The organism is Streptomyces sp. iso_384, assembly GCF_056172905.1.
Genome location: NZ_JBWBTT010000001.1, coordinates 2,981,284 through 3,002,862, shown reverse-complemented (window position 1 = coordinate 3,002,862; position 21,579 = coordinate 2,981,284). Strand labels below are relative to the sequence as shown.

At 72.0% G+C, this 21,579-nt stretch carries 18 protein-coding genes; 2 read left to right on the top strand and 16 right to left on the bottom strand.

Annotated features, from left to right (window positions below; all coding sequences use genetic code 11):
* The first annotated feature begins 26 nt into the window (after positions 1-26).
* Entirely contained in the window at positions 27-1,103 is a 1,077-nt protein-coding gene (locus AC0VY3_RS13355) for a terpene synthase family protein (protein ID WP_103507176.1), read from the top strand.
* A 67-nt stretch (positions 1,104-1,170) separates the two neighbouring features.
* Here AC0VY3_RS13355 and AC0VY3_RS13350 read toward each other — a convergent pair whose 3' ends face one another.
* The 4 genes from AC0VY3_RS13350 to fmt all read right to left on the bottom strand — a co-directional run bounded on the left by AC0VY3_RS13350 (position 1,171) and on the right by fmt (position 5,616).
* A complete protein-coding gene (locus AC0VY3_RS13350; protein ID WP_103507175.1) occupies positions 1,171-2,166 on the bottom strand; it encodes a sugar-binding transcriptional regulator in 996 nt (331 codons plus the stop codon).
* Positions 2,167-2,299: 133 nt separating this feature from the next.
* Positions 2,300-2,983: a ribulose-phosphate 3-epimerase gene (rpe, locus tag AC0VY3_RS13345; RefSeq protein ID WP_103507174.1), complete on the bottom strand. Its 684-nt coding sequence runs from the start codon at positions 2,981-2,983 to the stop codon at positions 2,300-2,302.
* A gap of 148 nt (positions 2,984-3,131) precedes the next feature.
* Positions 3,132-4,565 carry an RsmB/NOP family class I SAM-dependent RNA methyltransferase gene (locus AC0VY3_RS13340; RefSeq protein WP_475549663.1) on the bottom strand — a complete coding sequence of 478 codons (1,434 nt, stop codon included), beginning with the start codon at positions 4,563-4,565 and terminating at the stop codon, positions 3,132-3,134.
* Positions 4,566-4,683: 118 nt separating this feature from the next.
* Entirely contained in the window at positions 4,684-5,616 is a 933-nt protein-coding gene (gene fmt / locus AC0VY3_RS13335; protein WP_103507450.1) for a methionyl-tRNA formyltransferase, read from the bottom strand.
* Between the two features lie 268 nt (positions 5,617-5,884).
* On the opposite strand from fmt, the gene AC0VY3_RS13330 reads away from it, so the two are divergent.
* Positions 5,885-6,451, top strand: a complete 567-nt coding sequence (locus AC0VY3_RS13330; protein WP_103507451.1) for a hypothetical protein — start codon at positions 5,885-5,887, stop codon at positions 6,449-6,451.
* Between the two features lie 155 nt (positions 6,452-6,606).
* Here the strand turns inward: AC0VY3_RS13330 and AC0VY3_RS13325 are convergent, their stop codons facing one another.
* The 12 genes from AC0VY3_RS13325 to AC0VY3_RS13270 all read right to left on the bottom strand — a co-directional run bounded on the left by AC0VY3_RS13325 (position 6,607) and on the right by AC0VY3_RS13270 (position 21,577).
* Positions 6,607-8,751 carry a primosomal protein N' gene (locus AC0VY3_RS13325; RefSeq protein ID WP_475549662.1) on the bottom strand — a complete coding sequence of 715 codons (2,145 nt, stop codon included), beginning with the start codon at positions 8,749-8,751 and terminating at the stop codon, positions 6,607-6,609.
* A gap of 140 nt (positions 8,752-8,891) precedes the next feature.
* Entirely contained in the window at positions 8,892-10,100 is a 1,209-nt protein-coding gene (metK, locus tag AC0VY3_RS13320; RefSeq protein ID WP_475549661.1) for a methionine adenosyltransferase, read from the bottom strand.
* A 232-nt stretch (positions 10,101-10,332) separates the two neighbouring features.
* Complete coding sequence (gene coaBC, locus AC0VY3_RS13315; RefSeq protein WP_475549660.1) at positions 10,333-11,544, bottom strand: bifunctional phosphopantothenoylcysteine decarboxylase/phosphopantothenate--cysteine ligase CoaBC; 1,212 nt, start codon at positions 11,542-11,544, stop codon at positions 10,333-10,335.
* Positions 11,545-11,695: 151 nt separating this feature from the next.
* The gene (gene rpoZ / locus AC0VY3_RS13310) at positions 11,696-11,968 is read right to left on the bottom strand and encodes a DNA-directed RNA polymerase subunit omega (protein WP_003970369.1); all 273 of its coding nucleotides are present in this window, start codon (positions 11,966-11,968) and stop codon (positions 11,696-11,698) included.
* Positions 11,969-12,029: 61 nt separating this feature from the next.
* A complete protein-coding gene (gene gmk / locus AC0VY3_RS13305; RefSeq protein WP_103508894.1) occupies positions 12,030-12,623 on the bottom strand; it encodes a guanylate kinase in 594 nt (197 codons plus the stop codon).
* 38 nt (positions 12,624-12,661) lie between these two features.
* Positions 12,662-12,985, bottom strand: coding sequence for an integration host factor (locus AC0VY3_RS13300; RefSeq protein ID WP_003970367.1), 324 nt, complete (start codon positions 12,983-12,985; stop codon positions 12,662-12,664).
* A gap of 246 nt (positions 12,986-13,231) precedes the next feature.
* Positions 13,232-14,071: an orotidine-5'-phosphate decarboxylase gene (pyrF, locus tag AC0VY3_RS13295; RefSeq protein WP_030085989.1), complete on the bottom strand. Its 840-nt coding sequence runs from the start codon at positions 14,069-14,071 to the stop codon at positions 13,232-13,234.
* A complete protein-coding gene (locus AC0VY3_RS13290) occupies positions 14,068-15,180 on the bottom strand; it encodes a quinone-dependent dihydroorotate dehydrogenase (RefSeq protein WP_103508895.1) in 1,113 nt (370 codons plus the stop codon). Before AC0VY3_RS13290 ends, pyrF begins: the two co-directional genes overlap by 4 nt.
* A 95-nt stretch (positions 15,181-15,275) precedes the next feature.
* Positions 15,276-18,584: a carbamoyl-phosphate synthase large subunit gene (gene carB, locus AC0VY3_RS13285; protein WP_475549659.1), complete on the bottom strand. Its 3,309-nt coding sequence runs from the start codon at positions 18,582-18,584 to the stop codon at positions 15,276-15,278.
* A complete protein-coding gene (gene carA / locus AC0VY3_RS13280) occupies positions 18,577-19,716 on the bottom strand; it encodes a glutamine-hydrolyzing carbamoyl-phosphate synthase small subunit (RefSeq protein WP_242737116.1) in 1,140 nt (379 codons plus the stop codon). Before carA ends, carB begins: the two co-directional genes overlap by 8 nt.
* Positions 19,713-20,294, bottom strand: coding sequence for a PH-like domain-containing protein (locus AC0VY3_RS13275; protein ID WP_475549658.1), 582 nt, complete (start codon positions 20,292-20,294; stop codon positions 19,713-19,715). The genes carA and AC0VY3_RS13275 overlap by 4 nt, the downstream gene beginning before the upstream one ends.
* Positions 20,291-21,577, bottom strand: a complete 1,287-nt coding sequence (locus AC0VY3_RS13270) for a dihydroorotase (protein WP_242737112.1) — start codon at positions 21,575-21,577, stop codon at positions 20,291-20,293. Before AC0VY3_RS13270 ends, AC0VY3_RS13275 begins: the two co-directional genes overlap by 4 nt.
* Positions 21,578-21,579: the final 2 nt, after the last annotated feature.

Here is a 21,579-nt window from a genome sequence, read left to right as displayed (position 1 = left end):
TGACCGGAGAGGATCCAGATCCGCCTGTGGACAGCGAACTGCCGGACATCTACTGCCCGTTCCCGCAGCGGACCAACCCGCACGTGGGACACACCCGGGGGCATCTGGACGCCTGGACCAGACGGACGGGTCTGGTCCACCGCGAGTCCGCGAGGCACCGATTCGAACAAGCCGATTTCGGGTCGTTCGTCGGCATGGTCTACCCGACGGCCGACGAGGAACGCCTCGACCTGGTGGCCGACTGGTTCGTCTGGCTCTTCCTGGTCGACGACCAGCTCGACGACGGCCACCTCGGCCGTTCACCCGATCGGGTGAGAGCTGTCGTCGAACGCATGCGCGCGGTGGTCGACGGCTCCGCCCCCGAGCCGCTGCCCGGGGAAAAGGTCCCGGCCGCCGTGACCGCACTGGCCGATCTGTGGAAACGTACGACACCGAACGCCGCGCCCCACTGGCGTACCCGGTTCGCCTGGCATCTGATCACCTACCTCACGACCGCCACGACCTGGGAGGCGGGAAACCGGGCCGACAACGTGGTGCCCTCGGAGGAGACGTACATCGCCAAGCGGCGGCACACCGGGGCCATCCACGTCTGCATGGACCTCATAGAGATCGTGGCGGGCATCGAGGCCCCGGAGTCGCTCCACAACGACCCCCGCTTCATCACCGCACTGGAAGCCGCGTGCAACCACGTGTGCTGGGCCAACGACGTGTACTCCTTCGAGAAGGAGCAGGTGCTCGGCGAGATCCACAACCTCGTCCACCTGGTCCGCCACCACCGGGGTTTCGGGGAGCAGCAGGCGCTGGACCATGTCGCGGAGCGGCTCGCGATGGAGACCGAACGGTTCCTGACCGCCGAGGACGAGCTGCTGGAGCTGTATCCGGAGCTGTCCGGGCTGCTGGTGCCCTATCTCGACGGGATGCGGAGCTGGATGCGCGGCAATCTGGACTGGTCGCGCCAGACGCCCCGCTACAACCCCGCGGACGTGGGCCAGTACGAGGAGCCCGAGGAGTATCTGGAGGAGACCGTGCTGGGCGTCCCGCCCGCGCGCACCGAGGTGGCGGCTCCCGCCCCGTGCGCGGTGAAGGCGCCGCCGACCGGCTGAGGGCGGCCAGGACATGCCGAGGGCCGTGCACCCCGCGGGGTGCACGGCCCTCGGCGTGTCCTGGGTGTCACTCCCCGTCGGGGTCGGCCCGCTCCAGCGCCGGACGGACGCCCGCGGCGGACTCGGTGAGCAGATAGTCGGCCGCGGCGGTGTCCGTGACCAGGCTGGTGACCAGACCGGAGCGGAGCACCGCGCCGATCGCCGCCGCCTTGCGCCGGCCGCCCGCGATGGCGACCACCTCGGGGATCCGGCGCAACCGGTCCGCCTCCACGGTGATGCAGCGCTCCCCGAGGTCGCGGCCGACCCGGCGGCCTTCGGCGTCGAAGAGGTGCGCGGACATCTCGGCGGCGACGCCGAGCGAGGCGTAGTGGGCGCGCTCCTTGTCCGAGAGCATGTCGTGGACCGTGGAGATGCCCGGCTCCCAGGATCCGATGGAGACGGCGGCGACCGTCACCTTGTCGAAGTACTCGAAGGCGCGGGCGATGCCCGTCTGCTCGCGCAGCGCGGCGGCCGTCGCGGGGTCGGGCAGCAGCATCGGGGCGTAGATGGGGTGCGCCTCGCCGCCGGACACCTGGGCGGCCCGGCGGACCGCCTCGACCGAGCCGCGCTCGGCGGTGCCCGCGTCGTACACCCCGGTCAGCTGGACGACCGTGCACGGCGGGAGCCGGTCGAGGGCGGCCGCCATGTGGATGGTGGAGCGGCCCCAGGCCAGGCCGAGCACATCGCCCTCGGCCACCAGTTCGCCGAGGAGGTCGGCCGCGACCTCGCCCAGGTTCTCCGGGTCGGGGGCGTCCTCCGGCTCCTCGGCCGGGGACTCCACGACGACCGCGTGGCGCAGCCCGTAACGGGCCCGGAGCGCGTCGGAGCGTTCGGCGTCGAGCTCGGCCGGTACCCGGATCTCGATCCGTACGAGATCGCGTTCGAGGGCGGTCTCCAGGACCCGGGCCACCTTGAAGCGGCTCACGCCGAACTCCTCGGCGATCTGGATCTTGGACTTGCCCTCCAGGTAGAACCGGCGGGCCATGGCCGCCGCCTGCACCAGCTCCGCGGGTCCCATCCGCATGGCTGACCGACCCGCCGAGATGCCAGACACCGCGATCTCCTCACTGCTGTTCACACGCCCGATACGCCGTTCATCCTGTCAGATCCGGCGATCCTTGATCGGCCCTGTCGGACCACGTTCATCTGCCCTTGGTTCAGTGGCCGCATGCCCAGGGGGCGACGGCCGTGACCGCCTCCGCCTGCGCCCGCAGCCCGCGCACCGCCGCCGCGGGGTCCGCCGCCCCGTAGACCGCGGATCCGGCCACGAAGACGTCGGCCCCGGCCTCGGCGCACCGCTCGATGGTGGTGGCCGAGACCCCGCCGTCGACCTGGAGCCACAGTTCGAGGCCGTGCTTGCTGATCAGCTCCCGGGTGCGGCGGATCTTCGGCAGCATGATGTCCAGGAAGGCCTGCCCGCCGAAGCCCGGCTCGACCGTCATGATCAGCAGCATGTCCAGCTCGGGCAGCAGATCTTCGTACGGCTCGATCGGCGTCGCGGGCTTCAGCGCCATCGAGGCGCGCGCCCCCTTCGCCCGGATCTCCCGCGCCAGCCGCACCGGAGCCGCCGCGGCCTCCACGTGGAAGGTGACGGACCCGGCTCCGGCCTCCACGTACTGCGGGGCCCAGCGGTCCGCGTCCTCGATCATGAGGTGGCAGTCCAGCGGGGTGTCCGTGGCCTTGCCGAGCGCCTCGACGATCGGCACGCCGAGGGTCAGGTTGGGCACGAAGTGGTTGTCCATGACATCGACGTGCAGCCAGTCCGCGCCTTCGACGGCCTTCGCCTCCTCGGCGAGACGCGCGAAATCGGCGGACAGGATGCTGGGGTTGATCTGCGCCATGCCCCAAGCGTGCCACGTCCGCGGCCGGTTCCCCGCCTCGATGCCCTCCGAAGCCTCACACGGCCATCACAGTCCGCACATTCTGGGCATTTTGCCAGCGCTTTACTTTTCTTTTGCCGTACGGGCGGACGCGCTGACGCGGTGATATTCAGCCGGTCCGGCGCAGCAGAGCCAGATACATCGCGTCCGTGCCGTGCAGATGCGGCCAGAGCTGGACGTCGGGCCCCTCCCCCAGCGCGGGCACTCCGGGCATCAGCGGGCGGGCGTCGACCCACTCCGCCTCCACCGGCTCCCCGCCCCGGCCCTTGAGGACGTCCTCGACCACCACCCGGGTCTCCGCGAGATGCGGCGAGCAGGTCGCGTAGCCGACCACGCCGCCGACCCGCACCGCCTTCAACGCCTCGCGCAGCAGGCCGCGTTGGAGCGGGGAGAAGCCCTCCAGATCCTCGGGCCGACGCCGCCAGCGGGACTCCGGGCGGCGGCGCAGCGCGCCGAGGCCGGAGCAGGGCACGTCCATCAGGATGCGGTCGAAGGTGCCGGGCAGCCACGGCGGGCGGGTGCCGTCGGCGGTGATCACCTGGTACGGGCCCGGGTTGCCGGCGAGCGCCCGCTCGACCAGCCGGGCACGGTGCGGCTGCTTCTCGGCGGCGAGCAGCGTCGCGCCGCGTCCGGCGGCCAGCGCCGCGAGCAGGGCGGCCTTGCCGCCGGGGCCCGCGCAGCCGTCCAGCCAGCGGGTGTCGCGGCCCTCGACGGGTACGGCGGCCAGGGCGGCGGCGACGAGCTGGCTGCCCTCGTCCTGGACGCCCGCCCGGCCCTCCTGGACGGCTTCCAGCGCGCCGGGCTCGCCGCCCTCGGCCATCCGGACGGCGTACGGGGACCAGCGGCCCGGCAGGGAGTTGTCCTCGCCCAGGGCCTCGACCAGCTCGTCGGTGGTGGAGCGGCCGGGGCGGGCCGCCAGCGTCACCTCGGGCCGCTCGTTGTCGGCCTCCAGGAGGTCCTCGATGCCCGCCCGGCCGCCGCCCAGCGCGTCCCAGAGGGCGGAGACGATCCAGCGGGGGTGGGAGTGGACGACGGCGAGGTGGTCCTCGGCGTCCTCGTCGTACGGCGGGGCGACCTTCTCCACCCAGCCGTCGAGGTCGTGCGCGGTGACCTTGCGCAGCACCGCGTTGACGAACTTCGCGCGCCCCTCCCCCAGCACCACCCGGGCCAGCTCCACACTGGCGGAGACGGCCGCGTGGGTGGGGATACGGGTGCCGAGCAGCTGGTGGACCCCCATGTTCAGGACGTCCAGGACCGGCGGGTCGACCTCGCGCAGCGGCCGGTCGATACAGGCCGCCACGATCGCGTCGTACGTGCCCTGGCGGCGCAGCGTCCCGTAGACCAGCTCGGTCGCCAGCGCCGCGTCCCGGCCGTCGAAGTCGCCCTTGGCGCGGGCCTTCTTCAGCAGCGGGGGCAGCACCAGGTTGGCGTACGCGTCGCGCTCGTCGACGGCCCGCAGCGCCTCGAAGGCGAGGAAGCGGACCGGGTCCTTCTTGGGACGGCGGTGGGGCTTGGCGGGACGGCGACGCGGCTGGTCGTTCACGTGAAAGGTGCTCCGCTGAGGGTGAGAGGGGCGAACCCTCCCAGCGTACGTCGCCGCCCCCGGGCGCCCGAACGGCAGCCCGGGGCCCGCGAACGCCGCCCCGGGCCCGGGAAGCCCGCTACAGACCCAGCAGCTCTCCGTGCGCGATGCGGACGCCACGCGCCCAGTCGGCGGCCTTCATCGGCTTCTTGCCCTGCGGCTGGACCCAGAGCAGCTCGACCGCGTGCGATCCGGTGCCCACGTACACGTTGTTCTTGGCGGCCGACAGCTCGCCGGGGGCCAGGTCGGTGCGGTCCAGGACCGGCGTGGCCTGGATCAGCTTGAGCCGCTCGCCGCGGAACAGGGTCCAGGCGCCGGGGGCCGGGGTGCAGCCGCGTACGACGCGGTCGACGCGCAGCGCCGGGGCGGACCACTGGATCTGCGCGTCCTCGACGGTGATCTTCGGGGCCAGGGTGACCCCGTCGTGCGGCTGGGGCACTGCGTGCAGCGTGCCGTCCTCGATGCCGTCCATGGTGGCCGCCAGCAGCCCGGCGCCGGCGAAGGCGAGCCGGGTGAGCAGATCGCCGCTGGTGTCGGTGGGGCGGATCTCCTCGGTGAGGACGCCGTAGACCGGCCCGGAGTCCAGGCCCTCCTCGATCAGGAAGGTCGAAGCGCCGGTCACCTCGTCGCCCGCCATCACCGAGTGCTGCACCGGCGCCGCGCCCCGCCAGGCGGGCAGCAGCGAGAAGTGCAGGTTGACCCAGCCCCGGGCGGGCACGTCGAGGGCGACCTTGGGCAGCAGGGCGCCGTAGGCGACGACCGGGCAGCAGTCCGGGGCGATCTCGCGCAGCCGGGCGAGGAACTCCTCGTCGCGAGGCTTCGCCGGCTTGAGCACCTCGATCCCGGCCTCCTCCGCCCGCTCGGCCACCGGGCTCGCGACGAGTCGGCGGCCCCGCCCGGCGGGGGCGTCGGGACGGGTCACCACGGCGGCCACCTCATGGCGGTCGGAGGCGATCAGGGCGTCCAGGGCGGGGACGGCGACCTCGGGGGTGCCGGCGAAGACGAGCTTCATGGTGGCTGACTGCCTCTCGGGCCAAGACGTACGGTGACGAGCAGCGCACCAGTCTAGGGGTGCCCTGCCGACCGGGGCCCGGCCGCACCCTCGTGCGGGGGCGGCTACCAGGGGGCGTACGTGCGCCGCGCACGCCCCGTGCATATGCACATACGCCCCGATAGCGTGACCACATACCCGGCTCGGGCGTTGGTCAAAGGAGATTGACCGAAGCGGGCCGCCCCGATGCGGCCCGATCCCTTTCAACGCCGGTTCGAGAGGCTTCTTCATGGCCGACCACGCAACCCACGACGCCCAAGCGCGGGCCAGTCTGCATCTTCTGGTGCGGGACATCGAGCGGGTCCGGCGGCAGGTGGACGCGCTGCGCACCCTCACCGCCCAGCTGGGCAACGTCTACCGTCCGCGCCGCTCCGGCCCCTCCGCGGGCTTCGTCGTCTACGGCAGGGCCCCGGCCCCCACCGTCCGCCTCGCCCAGGAACTGCGGGACAGCGTCGAGACCCTGGTCACGGCCGCGGTGGACTTCGACCGCTCGCTGGGCTTCTCCTGGGACGCGGTGGGCTCCGCCCTCGGCGTCACCAAGCAGGCCGTGCACCGCCGTTACGGGACACGCCGGGCCGCGCAGCAGCCCGCAGCCGAGACCGCAGGCGAGACGACGGCCGTGCCGCGTCCCGTATCCGTCGGCCCCGGTCTGACCGGGTCCTCCACCGGAGGGTCCGGCTCCCCGGTGCCCTCCGTCCCGGCGGCCCGCTCCATGCCGCCGCAGCCGTCGGCGGCCCAGCAGCCGGCCCGCGAGGAACTGCGCCCCGGCGCCTTCCCCGGCCCCCGCAACGGCTGACCGTACGCCGCCCCTCTGCCCCACCGTGCCGGTCGCACGGCGGGGCAGTCCGCTGTCCGGGCCCGGAGGCCGGGGGCTCCCCCGAGATCTGGAGGCCCGGGGCCCGCGAGCCCCGGAGGCCACGGGCCCCGAAGCCGCAAGCTCTCCCGGTGGCCTCAGCCGATGTCCGGCGGGTCGATCCTGATGCGTATCGGGTCGGTCGCGCCCTTGGCCGTACGGGCCGCGAGCGCCGACTTCAGGGCGCCGGCCAACGCCGCCCCGCGCCCCGGGACCACCCGGACCAGGGCCCGCTCCCAGGTCTCGCCCGGTGGGGCGTCCCCCGGTCGGCGGGGTCGGCCGGGCCCGGCCGACGGGACCGGCACCGGACCCAGGATCTCGGCCTCCGGCGGCAGCCCGGCGGTCCGGAGGAAGGCGGCCAGGGCCTCGGCCGGGCCGGTCACCGATGCCATCCGGGAGACCGGCGGGAAGCCCAGCTCGGCCCGCTCCGCCAGCTCCCGCCGGGCGAATCCCGCCGGGTCCCAGCGGACCAGCGCCTGCACCGCACGCTCCGTCGGCTCGGCCACGATCACCACCGTGCCGCCCTCGTCCTGCCCCCGCACCAGCGCCGACGCCGCCGTCCACCGCCGCAGCGCCTCCTCGCCCGCCCGCAGATCGGGGCGGCCGAGCATGGCCCAGCCGTCCAGCAGCAGGGCCGCCGCATAGCCGCCCTCGGCGACGGGCTCCGCGCCCGGCGTGGAGACGACCAGGGCAGGGGCGTCCGGCACCGCGTCCAGGATGTGGTCACGCCCCGAGGTGCGGACCGGCACGGCGGGGAAGGCCCGGCCCAGCTCCTCCGCGGTGCGGCGGGCGCCGACGATCTGGGCGCGCAGCCGGTTGGCGCCGCACTCCGCGCAGTGCCAGGACCGCTCGGCCCGCCCGCACCAGGCACAGTTCAGATCCTGCTGGTCCGGGGCCTGGAGAGGGCCTGCGCAGTGCCGGCAGCGGGCGGGCGTGCGGCAGCGTTCGCAGGCGAGGCGGGGGGCGTAACCCCGCCGGGGCACCTGGACCAGCACCGGGCCGTTGCGCAGGCCGTCGCGCACGGTCTGCCAGGCCAGGCTGGGCAGCCGGGCGGACCGGGCGGCGCCGTCCCGGGCCAGCTCGCCGTCGCCGACCGTACGGATGAGGGGCGCGGCCCGGCGCAGTCGCTCGCGGTCCGCGAGGAGCGGCAGCGCCCAGCCGCTCTCCACGAGCTGGGCGGCCTCGACCGTGCAGCTGGTGCCGCCGAGCAGGAAGCCGCAGCGGCCCTGTGCCGCCCGTAGCTCCAGGACCTCGCGGACGTGCGGGAAGGGGGCGTTGTCGTCGCTGTGGCTGGAGTCCCCGTCGTCCCAGACGACGACCAGCCCGAGGTCCCGGACGGGGGCGAACATGGCGGCCCGGGTCCCGACGACCGCCCGGACCGAACCCCGGCGCACGGCGAGCCACTGGCGGTAGCGCTTCTCGGGGCCGGATTCGGCGGTCAGCAGGGCGTGCCGGCCCGCGCCGAGCGCCTCGGTCAGGGCCGCGTCGACCCGTCCGGCGGCCCGCCCGTCCGGGACGACGACGAGTGCGCCGCGCCCGGAGGAGAGCGTCGCCGCGACGGCCCCGGCGATCTCGGCGGGCCAGTGCGGGCCGGGCAGGGCGCTCCACACGGCGCGCGGCGCACCGCCCTCGGCCAGTGCGCGCAGGAAGGCCGGGCCCTGGCCGTACCGCTCCCAGCTGCCCGGCTCGGGGGACGGTGGCGGAGGCAGCGGGTCCGGGGAGGGCTTGGACTCGGCGCGGGCGTTGCGCGGCGGCACGGCGAGCTGGAGGACGTCGGCGAGGCTGCCCGCGTACCGGTCGGCGACGGCGCGGCAGAGGGCGAGCAGCTCGGGTCCGAGGACCGGCTCCGGGGAGACCACCGAGGCGATGACGGCCAGCGCTCCCTGGTAGTCGGAGTCGGCTCGGCGCTCGACGATGAAGCCGTCGATGAGGCCGCCGCCCTCGCGCCGCCCGCCCTGGACGTTGCGCCCGCCGGCTCCGAAGCGGACGCGCACCCGGACGCCGGGCCGGGCGTCGGCGTCCAGCTCCTCGGGGACCGCGTAGTCGAAGTACTGGTCGAGGTGGAGAACGCCCTTGTTGACGAGGACGCGGGCGACGGGCAGTTCTCCGGCGAGGGGCGCGCCGCGCCAGGTCCGCGGCTTGGCGCGCGGCACCTTCGCCCGGCGCACGGTCTCCCGGATCAGCGCAAGCTGCTCCGGCGCCCCGGCACCGGGCTCGGCGGACTGCTCGTTCTCGCTGCTCACAGCTGAATTCCTACCAGAGACCACTGACAGCGGCGGGGGCACGGCAGCGGGGCCCGGCCACCGCGTTCGGTGTCCGGGCCCCGCCGTCGTACTCGATGTCGCCCGCTCCGCTGTCGTACGCGGGCGGGTCGGCCGCAGACCTACAGGCCGGCGGCGGCGCGGAGTGCGTCCACGCGGTCCGTGCGCTCCCAGGTGAAGTCCGGCAGCTCACGGCCGAAGTGGCCGTACGCCGCGGTCTGGGCGTAGATCGGACGCAGCAGGTCGAGGTCACGGATGATCGCGGCCGGACGCAGGTCGAAGACCTCGCCGATCGCGTTCTCGATCTTCTCCGTGTCGACCGCTGCGGTGCCGAAGGTCTCCACGAAGAGACCGACGGGCTCAGCCTTGCCGATCGCGTACGCGACCTGGACCTCACAGCGCGCGGCGAGACCCGCGGCCACCACGTTCTTGGCGACCCAGCGCATCGCGTACGCCGCCGAGCGGTCGACCTTGGACGGGTCCTTGCCCGAGAACGCACCGCCACCGTGGCGGGCCATGCCACCGTACGTGTCGATGATGATCTTGCGGCCGGTCAGGCCCGCGTCGCCCATCGGGCCGCCGATCTCGAAACGGCCGGTCGGGTTCACCAGCAGGCGGTAGCCCTCGGTGTCCAGCTTGATGCCGTCCTCCACGAGCTGCGCGAGGACGTGCTCGACGACGAACTCACGGATGTCCGGCGCGAGCAGCGAGTCCAGGTCGATGTCGCTCGCGTGCTGCGAGGAGACCACCACCGTGTCCAGCCGCACCGCCTTGTCACCGTCGTACTCGATGGTGACCTGCGTCTTGCCGTCCGGGCGCAGGTAGGGGATGGTCCCGTTCTTGCGCACCTCGGACAGCCGGCGCGAGAGCCGGTGGGCGACGTGGATCGGGAGCGGCATCAGCTCCGGCGTCTCGTCGCAGGCGTAGCCGAACATCAGACCCTGGTCGCCCGCGCCCTGCTTGTCGAGCTCGTCCTCATCGCCCTCGACCCGCTTCTCGTACGCGGTGTCGACGCCCTGCGCGATGTCCGGCGACTGCGCGCCGATCGACACCGAGACGCCACAGGAAGCACCGTCGAAGCCCTTTTTGGAGGAGTCGTAACCGATCTCCAGAACCCTGTTGCGCACGAGGTTGGGGATGTCGGCGTAGGCCTTGGTGGTGACCTCGCCCGCGACATGCACCAGACCGGTGGTGATCAAGGTCTCGACGGCGACGCGCGAGGAGGGGTCCTCACGCAGGAGCGCGTCGAGAATCGTGTCGCTGATCTGGTCAGCGATCTTGTCGGGGTGACCCTCGGTGACAGATTCCGAGGTGAAGAGACGGCGGGACACATCGCTCCCTGGGGTTGCAGCGGCTGCTGGCTGATCATGGGTGGCACGACCGAGAGCTGCGCTCGGCTCGTACCGACGGCCAGTTTATCGGTCGCATCCGCCGGCCGGGCCAGGTGTCTCGCCCTTTGGGAGATTCGTGACGTGCGCCACGCGGGTCACCAGTAGGACAATCCACCCTTCCCGGCCGCCGCTTTGGGCCTTATAGGACGATTTTGCTCGCCCGGAGGGTTGATTATGAAATCGGCTGGAACCTTCCTGAAACCAGATCCCAGACCGTGTCGGCAAGCGCTTCCTTCGGTCCGTACGGCACCGGAGTCTCCTGGCCGTCGGCGGCGAGGACGACCGCTTCGTTCTCCTCCGAGCCGAAGGTCTTGCGCTCCCCCACCTCGTTGACGACGAGGAGGTCGCAGCCCTTGCGGCGGAGCTTCGCCCGGCCGTTGGCCAGCACGTCGTCGGTCTCGGCGGCGAATCCGACGACGATCTGACCGGGCCGGGCCCGCTCGGCGGAGACCTCGGCGAGGATGTCGGGGTTACGGACCAGGGTGACCGCGGGGGCCTCCTCGCCGTCCGTCTTCTTGATCTTGCCGGTGGCGTATGCGGCAGGGCGGAAGTCAGCCACCGCGGCCGCCATCACCACGACGTCCGCGTCGGAGGCGGCCTTCAGCACGGCCTCGCGCAGCTGGACGGCCGTGCCGACCCGCAGGACATCGGCCCCGGCCGGGTCGGGCAGCCCGGTGTTGGCCTCGATCAGGGTGACCCGGGCCCCCCGGGCCACCGCGGTACGCGCCAGCGCGTAGCCCTGCTTGCCGGAGGAGCGGTTACCCAGGAAGCGCACCGGGTCGAGCGGCTCACGGGTGCCACCCGCGCTGATCACCACATGGCGGCCCGCGAGGTCGCTCTCGGTGACCCCGCGTGCCAGCACCCGGCGGCAGACCTCGAAGATCTCGCCCGGATCGGGCAGCCGGCCCTTGCCGGTGTCGACGCCGGTGAGCCGCCCGACGGCGGGCTCGATGACGACCGCGCCCCGGCGGCGCAGGGTGGCGACGTTCTCCTGGGTGGCCGGGTGCTCCCACATCTCGGTGTGCATGGCGGGGGCGAAGACCACCGGACAGCGAGCGGTCAGGAGCGTGTTGGTGAGCAGGTCGTCGGCGAGCCCGTGGGCGGCCTTGGCCAGCATGTCCGCGGTGGCCGGGGCGACCACGACGAGGTCGGCGCCCTGCCCGATCCGCACGTGCGGTACCTCGTGGACGTCCTGCCAGACCTCGTCGGAGACCGGGTGGCCGGAGAGCGCCGACCAAGTGGCGGCCCCCACGAAGTGCAGCGAGGCGGCGGTCGGGACGACCCGTACGTCATGGCCGGACTCGGTCAGCCGGCGCAACAGCTCGCACGCCTTGTAGGCGGCGATGCCCCCGCTGACCCCCAGGACCACCTTCGGCTTGTCCACTGCGTCTCCCCGCACTCGGCAACGTCACGGCAACGTATGCGTCCCATGCTGCCTCACCGCGTGGAGAACGCGTTCACCCGGCCCCGGACACACCTCAGGCCCGGCGGACGGGCCGCCGGGCCTGGAGTGAAGGTGCCGTGGTGCTGCTGAATTACTGCGCGGGGCCCTCGATGGCCTCGGAGGTCAGCAGGCCCGCGTTGATCTCGCGGAGCGCGATCGACAGCGGCTTCTCGTGCACGTGGGTGTCGACGAGCGGACCGACGTACTCGAGGAGACCCTCGCCGAGCTGCGAGTAGTACGCGTTGATCTGGCGGGCGCGCTTGGCCGCGTAGATCACCAGGCTGTACTTCGAGTCGGTGGCCTCGAGGAGCTCATCAATCGGCGGGTTGATGATGCCCTCGGGCGTGGTGATGGAAGAGGACACTCTCTGCCTTCCGAAGGGGGTGTAGATCAAAGATCCGGGAGATCTGGACGATCTCGGAGATCTAGGCCTGAAGCATCAACGTTAGCAGCTCGCGTGCCACGTCCTCGACGGAGGTGTTGACGAGCGTCGTATCGAACTCGGCCTCGGCGGCCAGTTCGACCTTCGCGGCGGCGAGCCGGCGCTCGATGACCTCGGGCGCCTCGGTGCCCCGGCCGGTGAGCCGGCGCACCAGCTCCTCCCAGCTCGGCGGAGCCAGGAAGACCAGGCGGGCGTCGGACATCGACTGGCGGACCAGCCGGGCGCCCTGGAGGTCGATCTCCAGCAGGACCGGCTCGCCCGCCTCCAGGCGGTCCAGCACGGCGCGGCGAGGTGTGCCGTAGCGGTTGCCCGCGAACTCGGCCCACTCCAGCAGCTCACCGTTGGCGATGAGCTTGTCGAACTCCTCGTCGTCCACGAAGAAGTAGTGGACACCATTGCGCTCCCCGGGGCGCGGCTTGCGTGTCGTCGCCGACACGGAGAGCCAGACCTCGGGGTGCACGGTGCGCATATGAGCGACGACCGTGCTCTTGCCGACGCCCGAAGGGCCGGAGAGCACGGTCAGCCGCGGACGTACGTCCGGGGGTACGGGGGACGTCCCCCGGGATGTTGCAGCCATGGGGCGATTATCCAGGTTCTCAGGAGTGCCTGAGAACGTCAGGCGGGGCTGCCGCCGAACTCACGCTCCAGGGATGCGATCTGGTTGGAGCCAAGACCCCTGACCCGGCGGCTCTCGGAGATGCCGAGACGCTCCATGATCTGCTTGGCGCGGACCTTGCCGACGCCCGGCAGGGATTCCAGCAGTGCGGAGACCTTCATCTTCCCGATGACGTCGTTCTCCTGGCCCTGCTTGATGACCTCGTGGAGGGAGGCGCCGGAGTGCTTGAGTCGATTCTTGACCTCGGCCCGCTCCCGGCGAGCCGCGGCGGCCTTTTCGAGCGCGGCTGCGCGCTGTTCAGGGGTAAGGGGCGGAAGAGCCACGCCTACGTCACCTCGGATGTCGATCTGTCGGATACGGACCGGCGGGGAAGCTGGACGCCACCCCACCAGGTGAGCGACGAACACACTGTGCTCGGCCGCTCTTCGACGGAGACTAGCGGCAAGGGCCGCTGTAGTCAGCGAGAACAGACGAAAAGTCCTGGTCAGCTGTGGCCGACCAGGATTTTCCCGACATATCGACCAGGTTTCCCGTCAGTAATTCGTCAACACGCTGTAAACGTGTCAGGGTCAGCTGCCGGATACGGCACGACGGACCTCGTCCGCGAACCGCTCGGCCGCTTCGCGCAGCCCGGACACGTCCGGGCCGTGGCGCAGCACGCCCCGGCTCACGCTGGGCACCACATTGCCCACCGCGTCGCCGAACACCGTCGGCAGATCCGCGGGGGTCGCGCCCTGGGCGCCGATGCCGGGCGCGAGCAGCGGTCCGTTGATCGCCAGGTTCACTCCCGCGTCGCCGAGCGTCGCGCCGACCACCGCGCCGACCGAGCCGAGCGGAGCCGCCCCCTCGTTCTCCGCCGCCATGTGGTCGAGCATCAGCTGGGCGAGCGAGCGGCCGTCGGCCGCCGTGGCCCGCTGGACCTCGGCGCCCTCCGGGTTGGAGGTGAGGGCGAGGACGAAGACGCCCGCGCCGGAGACGGCGGCGGCGTCCAGCGCCGGGCGCAGCGAGCCGAAGCCCAGGTACGGGGAGACGGTGACCGCGTCCGAGAAGAGCGGCGAGTCCTTGTCCAGGTAGGTCGCCGCGTAGGCGCCCATGGTGGAGCCGATGTCGCCGCGCTTGGCGTCCATCAGGACGAGCGCGCCGGCCGCCCGGGCCTCCTCGACGGCCTTCTCCAGGACGGCGACGCCGCGCGATCCGAAGCGCTCGAAGAACGCGGACTGCGGCTTGAGGACGGCGACCCGGTCGGCCAGCGCCTCCACGACGGTCCGGGTGAAGCGCTCCAGGCCCGCGATGTCGTCGTTCAGGCCCCAGGAGGTGAGCAGCGAGGCGTGCGGGTCGATGCCGACGCAGAGCGGCCCGCGGGTGTCCATGGCGTGGCGCAGGCGGGCGCCGAAGGGTTCGGTGGTCACAGGGCGGCCTTCTTCCGGGTCTCGGCGCCGACGGCTTCGGCGAGGGTGGCGTACGGGGAGGCGGCGAGCCGGGCGGCGAGGCCCTTGTGGATCGCGCGGGCGTAGCAGGGGCCCTCGTAGATGAAGGCGCTGTAGCCCTGGACGAGGGTGGCTCCGGCGAGGATGCGCTGCCAGGCGTCCTCGGCGGTCTCGACGCCCCCGACGCCCACCAGGGTGATCCGGTCCCCCACACGGGCGTACAGGCGGCTCAGGACCTCCAGCGAGCGCTCCTTGAGGGGCGCGCCGGAGAGTCCGCCGGTCTCCCCCACCAGCTCGGGGGCGGACTTCAGGCCCAGGCTCTCGCGGGCGATGGTGGTGTTGGTGGCGATGATGCCGTCCAGGCCCAGCTCCACGGCGAGGTCGGCGACGGCGTCGACGTCCTCGTCCGCGAGGTCCGGGGCGATCTTGACGAGCAGCGGGACGCGCCGGGTGGTGACGGTGCGGTCGGCGGCCTCGCGTACGGCGGTGAGCAGCGGCCGCAGCGACTCGGTGGCCTGGAGGTTGCGCAGGCCGGGGGTGTTGGGCGAGGAAACGTTGACGACCAGGTAGTCGGCGTGGGCGGCCAGCGCCTCGGTGGACTTCACGTAGTCGGCGGCGGCCTCGGCCTCGGGCACGATCTTGGTCTTGCCGATGTTGACGCCGACCGTGGTGCGGAAGACCGGCTTGCGGGCGGCCAGCCGGGCGGCGACGGCGGCGGAGCCCTCGTTGTTGAAGCCCATGCGGTTGATCAGCGCACGGTCGGCGACGAGCCGGAAGAGGCGCTTCTTGGGGTTGCCGGGCTGCGGTTCGCCGGTGACGGTGCCGATCTCGATGTGGTCGAAGCCGAGCATCGCCATGCCGTCGATCGCGACGGCGTTCTTGTCGAAGCCGGCGGCGAGCCCGAAGGGGCCGTGCATCCGCAGGCCGAGGGCCTCGGTGCGCAGCTCCTTGTGGCGGGGGGCGAGCGCGGCGGCGACGAAGGTGCGCAGCACGGGGGTCCGGGCGGCGAGGCGGATCCAGCGGAAGGCGGCGTAGTGGGCCTGCTCGGGGTCCATCCGCTTGAAGACCAGCCGGAAGAAGAGCTTGTACATGAAGAGATGTCCTTGGTGCTCGATGTGCTCGACGTGTGCTCGACAGGGCTCGCAAAGAGGGGGACACCGTTTCCGGTGTCCCCCTCTCCGGGCGGCTAGTCGCGCGCCGCGGTCAAGTGTTCCGCGTGTTCCTGGAGGGAACGGACGCCCACGTCGCCGTGGTTGAGCGCGTCGATGCCCTGGACGGCGGCGGCGAGCGCCTGGACCGTGGTCAGGCACGGTACGGAGCGGGAGACGGCCGCGGTGCGGATCTCGTAACCGTCGAGCCGGCCGCCGGTGCCATACGGCGTGTTGACGATGAGGTCGACCTCGCCGTCGTGGATGAGCTGCACGATGGTCTTCTCGCCGCCCGGGCCGGGGCCCTCGGACTGCTTGCGCACGATGGTGGCGTTGATGCCGTTGCGCTTGAGGACCTCGGCGGTGCCGGAGGTGGCCATCAGCTCGAAGCCGTGGGCGACCAGCTCGCGGGCCGGGAAGATCATCGAGCGCTTGTCCCGGTTGGCGACCGAGATGAACGCGCGGCCCTTGGTGGGCAGCGGTCCGTAGGCGCCGGCCTGCGACTTGGCGTACGCCGTGCCGAAGACCGAGTCGATGCCCATGACCTCGCCGGTGGAGCGCATCTCCGGGCCGAGGACCGTGTCGACACCGCGGCCGTGGATGTCGCGGAAGCGCGACCACGGCATCACGGCCTCCTTGACGGAGATCGGCGCGTCCAGCGGCAGGGTGCCGCCGTCGCCGGTCGCCGGCAGCAGGCCCTCCGCGCGCAGCTCGGCGATGGTCGCGCCCAGCGAGATGCGGGCGGCGGCCTTGGCGAGCGGGACGGCGGTCGCCTTCGAGGTGAAGGGGACCGTGCGGGAGGCGCGCGGGTTGGCTTCGAGGACGTAGAGGATGTCACCGGAGAGCGCGAACTGGATGTTGATCAGTCCGCGGACGCCGACGCCCTTGGCGATGCCCTCGGTGGAGGCGCGCAGCCGCTTGATGTCGAAGCCGCCGAGGGTGATCGGGGGCAGGGCGCAGGCCGAGTCGCCGGAGTGGATGCCGGCCTCCTCGATGTGCTCCATCACGCCGCCGAGGTACAGCTCGGCGCCGTCGTAGAGGGCGTCCACGTCGATCTCGATGGCGTCGTCGAGGAAGCGGTCGACCAGGACCGGCCGGGTGGGGCTGATCTCGGTGGACTCGGAGATGTACGAGGCGAGACGCGTCTCGTCGTACACGATCTCCATGCCGCGCCCGCCGAGGACGTAGGACGGCCGTACGAGGACGGGGTAGCCGATCTCGTCGGCGATGGCCTTGGCCTCGCCGAAGGTGGTGGCGGTGCCGTGCTTGGGCGCGGGCAGTCCGGCCTCGGCCAGGACCCGGCCGAAGGCGCCCCGGTCCTCGGCGGCGTGGATGGCCTCCGGGGAGGTGCCGACGACGGGCACGCCGTTGTCCTTGAGCGCCTGCGAGAGACCGAGCGGGGTCTGGCCGCCGAGCTGCACGATGACACCGGCGATCGGGCCCGCCAGCGATTCGGCGTGCACGATCTCCAGGACGTCCTCCAGGGTGAGCGGCTCGAAGTAGAGCCGGTCGGAGGTGTCGTAGTCGGTGGAGACGGTCTCCGGGTTGCAGTTGACCATGACGGTCTCGTAGCCCGCGTCGCTCAGGGCGAAGGAGGCGTGCACACAGGAGTAGTCGAACTCGATGCCCTGGCCGATGCGGTTGGGGCCCGAGCCGAGGATGATCACGGCCGGCTTGGTGCGGGCCGCGACCTCGCTCTCCTCGTCGTAGGAGGAGTAGAAGTACGGCGTCTTCGCGGCGAACTCGGCGGCGCAGGTGTCGACCGTCTTGTAGACCGGGCGGATGCCGAGCGCGTGCCGGACCTCGCGGACGACATCCTCGCGCAGCCCGCGGATCTCGCCGATCTGGGCGTCGGAGAAGCCGTGCCGCTTGGCCTCGGCGATCAGCTCGGCGTCCAGACGCTCGGCGGAGGCCAGCTCGTCGGCGATCTCCTTGATCAGGAAGAGCTGGTCGACGAACCAGGGGTCGATCTTCGTCGCGTCGAAGACCTCTTCCTGGGTTGCTCCGGCGCGGATCGCCTGCATGACGGTGTTGATGCGGCCGTCGGTCGGTCGGACCGCTTCGGCGAGCAGCTCGGCCTTGTCGCCGACCGGGCCGGTGAAGGCGAACTGCGAGCCCTTCTTCTCCAGCGAGCGCAGGGCCTTCTGGAGGGCCTCGGTGAAGTTCCGGCCGATCGCCATGGCCTCGCCCACCGACTTCATGGTGGTGGTGAGGGTGGAGTCGGCGGAGGGGAACTTCTCGAAGGCGAAGCGCGGGGCCTTGACGACGACGTAGTCGAGGGTCGGCTCGAAGGAGGCCGGCGTCTTCTCGGTGATGTCGTTGGGGATCTCGTCCAGGGTGTAGCCGACGGCCAGCTTGGCGGCGATCTTGGCGATCGGGAAGCCGGTGGCCTTGGAGGCGAGCGCCGAGGAGCGGGAGACGCGCGGGTTCATCTCGATGACGATGACCCGGCCGTCGGTGGGGTCGATGGCGAACTGGATGTTGCAGCCGCCGGTGTCGACGCCGACCTCGCGGATGATCGCGATGCCGATGTCGCGCAGCCGCTGGTACTCGCGGTCGGTGAGCGTCATCGCCGGGGCGACGGTGATCGAGTCGCCGGTGTGGACGCCCATCGGGTCGAAGTTCTCGATGGAGCAGACGACCACGACGTTGTCGTGCCTGTCGCGCATCAGCTCCAGCTCGTACTCCTTCCAGCCGAGGATGGACTCCTCCAGGAGCACCTCGGTGGTCGGGGAGAGCGTGAGGCCCTGTCCGGCGATGCGGCGCAGCTCCTCCTCGTCGTGGGCGAAGCCGGAGCCGGCGCCGCCCATGGTGAAGGAGGGGCGGACGACGACGGGGTAGCCGCCGAGGGTGTCGACGCCGGCGATGACGTCGTCCATCGTGTGGCAGATGACGGAGCGGGCGGACTCGCCGTAGCCGATCTTCTCCTTGACGGCCTCCACGACGCCCTTGAAGAGGTCGCGGTCCTCGCCCTTGTTGATCGCCTCGACGTTGGCGCCGATGAGCTCGACGCCGTACTTCTCCAGGACACCGTTCTCGTGCATGGAGATCGCGGTGTTCAGCGCGGTCTGGCCGCCGAGGGTGGGCAGGAGCGCGTCGGGGCGCTCCTTGGCGATGATCTTCTCGACGAACTCGGGGGTGATCGGCTCGACGTAGGTGGCGTCGGCGATCTCCGGGTCGGTCATGATCGTCGCCGGGTTGGAGTTCACCAGGATGACGCGCAGGCCCTCGGCCTTGAGGACGCGGCAGGCCTGGGTGCCGGAGTAGTCGAACTCGGCGGCCTGGCCGATGACGATCGGGCCGGAGCCGATGACCAGGACGGACTGGATATCGGAGCGCTTAGGCACGCTGGCCCTCCATCAGGGAAACGAAGCGGTCGAAGAGGTACGCGGCGTCGTGCGGGCCCGCGGCGGCCTCGGGGTGGTACTGGACGCTGAAGGCGGGCCGGTCCAGCAGTTGGAGGCCTTCCACCACCTGGTCGTTCAGGCAGACGTGGGAGACCTCGGCGCGGCCGAACTCCGTGTCGGAGACCTGGTCCAGCGGGGCGTCGACGGCGAAGCCGTGGTTGTGCGCGGTGACCTCGACCTTGCCGGTGGTGCGGTCCTGCACCGGCTGGTTGATGCCGCGGTGGCCGTACTTCAGCTTGTAGGTGCCGAAGCCGAGCGCGCGGCCGAGGATCTGGTTGCCGAAGCAGATGCCGAAGAGCGGGGTGGAGCGCTCCAGGACGCCGCGCATCAGGGCGACCGGGTGGTCGGCGGTGGACGGGTCGCCGGGTCCGTTGGAGAAGAAGACGCCGTCGGGCCGGACCGCGTACACCTCTTCCAGGGTGGCGGTGGCGGGCAGCACGTGGACCTCGATGCCGCGCTCGGCCATCCGGTGCGGGGTCATGCCCTTGATGCCGAGGTCGATCGCGGCGACGGTGAACTTCTTCGTGCCGATCGCGGGGACGACGTAGGCCTTCTTGGTGGCGACCTCGGCGGAGAGGTCGGCGCCGGTCATCTCGGGGGCCTGGCGGACCTTGGCGAGGAGGGTGCCCTCGTCGGGAATGGCGTTGCCGGAGAAGATCCCGACGCGCATCGCCCCGCGCTCGCGCAGGTGGCGGGTGAGGGCGCGGGTGTCGACGCCGCTGATGCCGACGACGCCCTGCTGCGCCAGTTCCTCGTCCAGCGAGCGCTGCGAACGCCAGTTGGAGGGCTTGCGGGCGGGGTCGCGGACGACGTAGCCGGAGACCCAGATGCGGCCGGACTCGGGGTCCTCGTCGTTGACGCCGGTGTTGCCGACGTGCGGGGCCGTCATGACGACGACCTGCCGGTGGTACGAGGGGTCCGTCAGCGTTTCCTGGTAGCCGGTCATGCCGGTGGAGAACACCGCTTCGCCGAAGGTCTCCCCCACGGCCCCGTAGGCACGGCCGCGGAAGGCGCGGCCGTCCTCCAGGACGAGAACGGCGGGGGTGTGGGCCCCCCGGGTGGAGATCGTCATCGTGCGGTGCCTTCCGTCGTGGTGCTGGTGAGGTGGTTGACGGCGTCGACCCAGGCCGGGTGCTCGGCGGCGCGGTCGGAGCGGAAGCCGGAGTCGATCATCGTCCCGCCGTGCTCCCAGGTGATGATCAGCAGGCCGCCCTCGGGGAGGACCTTGCCCGCGAGCGCCTTGTCGAGGCGGGCCTCACGCAGGGCGTCGGCCGGGATGAAGAAGTCGGCCGCTCCGGGGCGTACGACGTCCAGGCCGCGGGCGGTGAGCGTGAGCTCGGTACGGCTGCGGGTGCCGAGGCCGTGCGCGACGATCCGGTCGAGCCAGTGCCCGGCGGTGGTGGAGGCGTGGTAGCGCCCCTGGAGGGTCAGCAGCGTCTCGTCGTCGGCGAAGCCCTCGGGGGTGGCCGGGAGCTCGGGCAGGTCCGACTGGAGACTGGCGCGCCACTTCCAGCCCTGGCGCATCAGCCAGTAGACGAGGGCGATGAAGACGAACAGGCCGACCACCCAGGCGATACGGGCGGCCCAGTCCGTCACTTCCGCCGACTTCTGCTCGGCGGCCAGGTGGTACAGGGGGGTCAGAGTTGTCACGCGAGCTTCCCGTCGACGACCGTGGCACGGCCCCGCAGGAAGGTGTGGGTGACGCGGCCCGGCAGCTCACGGCCCTCGTAGGGGGTGTTGCGGCTGCGGGACGCGAAGCCCGCGGGGTCCACGACTCCACGGTATGCCGGATCGACCAGCGTGAGGTTGGCGGGCTCACCCGCCGAGACGGGGCGGCCGTGTCCTTCGAGCCGGCCGATGGCCGCGGGGCGGAAGGACATGCGGTCGGCGACGCCCGCCCAGTCGATCAGGCCGGTGTCCACCATCGTCTGCTGGACGACCGAGAGCGCGGTCTCCAGGCCCACCATGCCCATGGCGGCCGCGGCCCACTCGCAGTCCTTGTCCTCGTGCGGGTGCGGGGCGTGGTCGGTGGCGACGCAGTCGATCGTGCCGTCGGCGAGCGCCTCGCGCAGGGCCAGGACGTCGGCCTCGGTGCGCAGCGGCGGGTTCACCTTGTAGACCGGGTTGTAGCTGCGGACCAGCTCGTCGGTGAGGAGGAGGTGGTGCGGGGTGACCTCGGCGGTGACGTTCCAGCCCTTGGACTTGGCCCAGCGGACGATCTCCACGGAGCCGGCGGTGGAGAGGTGGCAGATGTGGACGCGGGAGTCGACGTGGGCGGCGAGGAGGACGTCGCGGGCGATGATCGACTCCTCGGCGACGGCGGGCCAGCCGCCGAGGCCGAGCTCGGCGGAGACGATGCCCTCGTTCATCTGGGCGCCCTCGGTGAGGCGGGGCTCCTGGGCGTGCTGGGCGACGACGCCGTCGAAGGCCTTCACGTACTCCAGGGCGCGGCGCATGATCACCGCGTCGTCGACGCATTTGCCGTCGTCGGAGAAGACCTTCACCCCGGCGGCGGAGTCGTGCATCGCGCCGAGCTCGGCGAGCTGCTTGCCCTCCAGGCCGACGGTGACGGCGCCGACGGGCTGTACGTCGCAGTAGCCGGACTCCTTGCCGAGCCGCCAGACCTGCTCGACGACGCCGGCGGTGTCGGCGACGGGGAAGGTGTTGGCCATGGCGTGCACGGCGGTGAAGCCGCCGACGGCCGCCGCCTTGGTGCCGGTGAGGACGGTCTCGGAGTCCTCGCGGCCGGGCTCGCGCAGATGGGTGTGCAGGTCGACCAGGCCGGGCAGCAGGATCTGCCCCTCGGCCTCGATCACGGTGGCGTCGGCGGCGTCGAGGCCGGTGCCCACCTCGGCGACGGTCTCGCCGTCGATCAGAACGTCCTGCGGCTCGCCGCCGAGGACCCGCGCACCGCGGATAAGGATCTTGCTCATGG

Coding starts and splice junctions, on each gene's coding strand:
- AC0VY3_RS13350 (WP_103507175.1), bottom strand. CDS start 2,166: ATGCGGATGGGACCCGCGGAGCTGGTGCAGGCGGCGGCCATGGCCCGC.
- rpe (WP_103507174.1), bottom strand. CDS start 2,983: ATGGCGCAGATCAACCCCAGCATCCTGTCCGCCGATTTCGCGCGTCTC.
- fmt (WP_103507450.1), bottom strand. CDS start 5,616: ATGAAGCTCGTCTTCGCCGGCACCCCCGAGGTCGCCGTCCCCGCCCTG.
- AC0VY3_RS13330 (WP_103507451.1), top strand. CDS start 5,885: ATGGCCGACCACGCAACCCACGACGCCCAAGCGCGGGCCAGTCTGCAT.
- gmk (WP_103508894.1), bottom strand. CDS start 12,623: ATGGCTGCAACATCCCGGGGGACGTCCCCCGTACCCCCGGACGTACGT.
- AC0VY3_RS13290 (WP_103508895.1), bottom strand. CDS start 15,180: ATGTACAAGCTCTTCTTCCGGCTGGTCTTCAAGCGGATGGACCCCGAG.
- carA (WP_242737116.1), bottom strand. CDS start 19,716: ATGACGATCTCCACCCGGGGGGCCCACACCCCCGCCGTTCTCGTCCTG.
- AC0VY3_RS13270 (WP_242737112.1), bottom strand. CDS start 21,577: ATGAGCAAGATCCTTATCCGCGGTGCGCGGGTCCTCGGCGGCGAGCCG.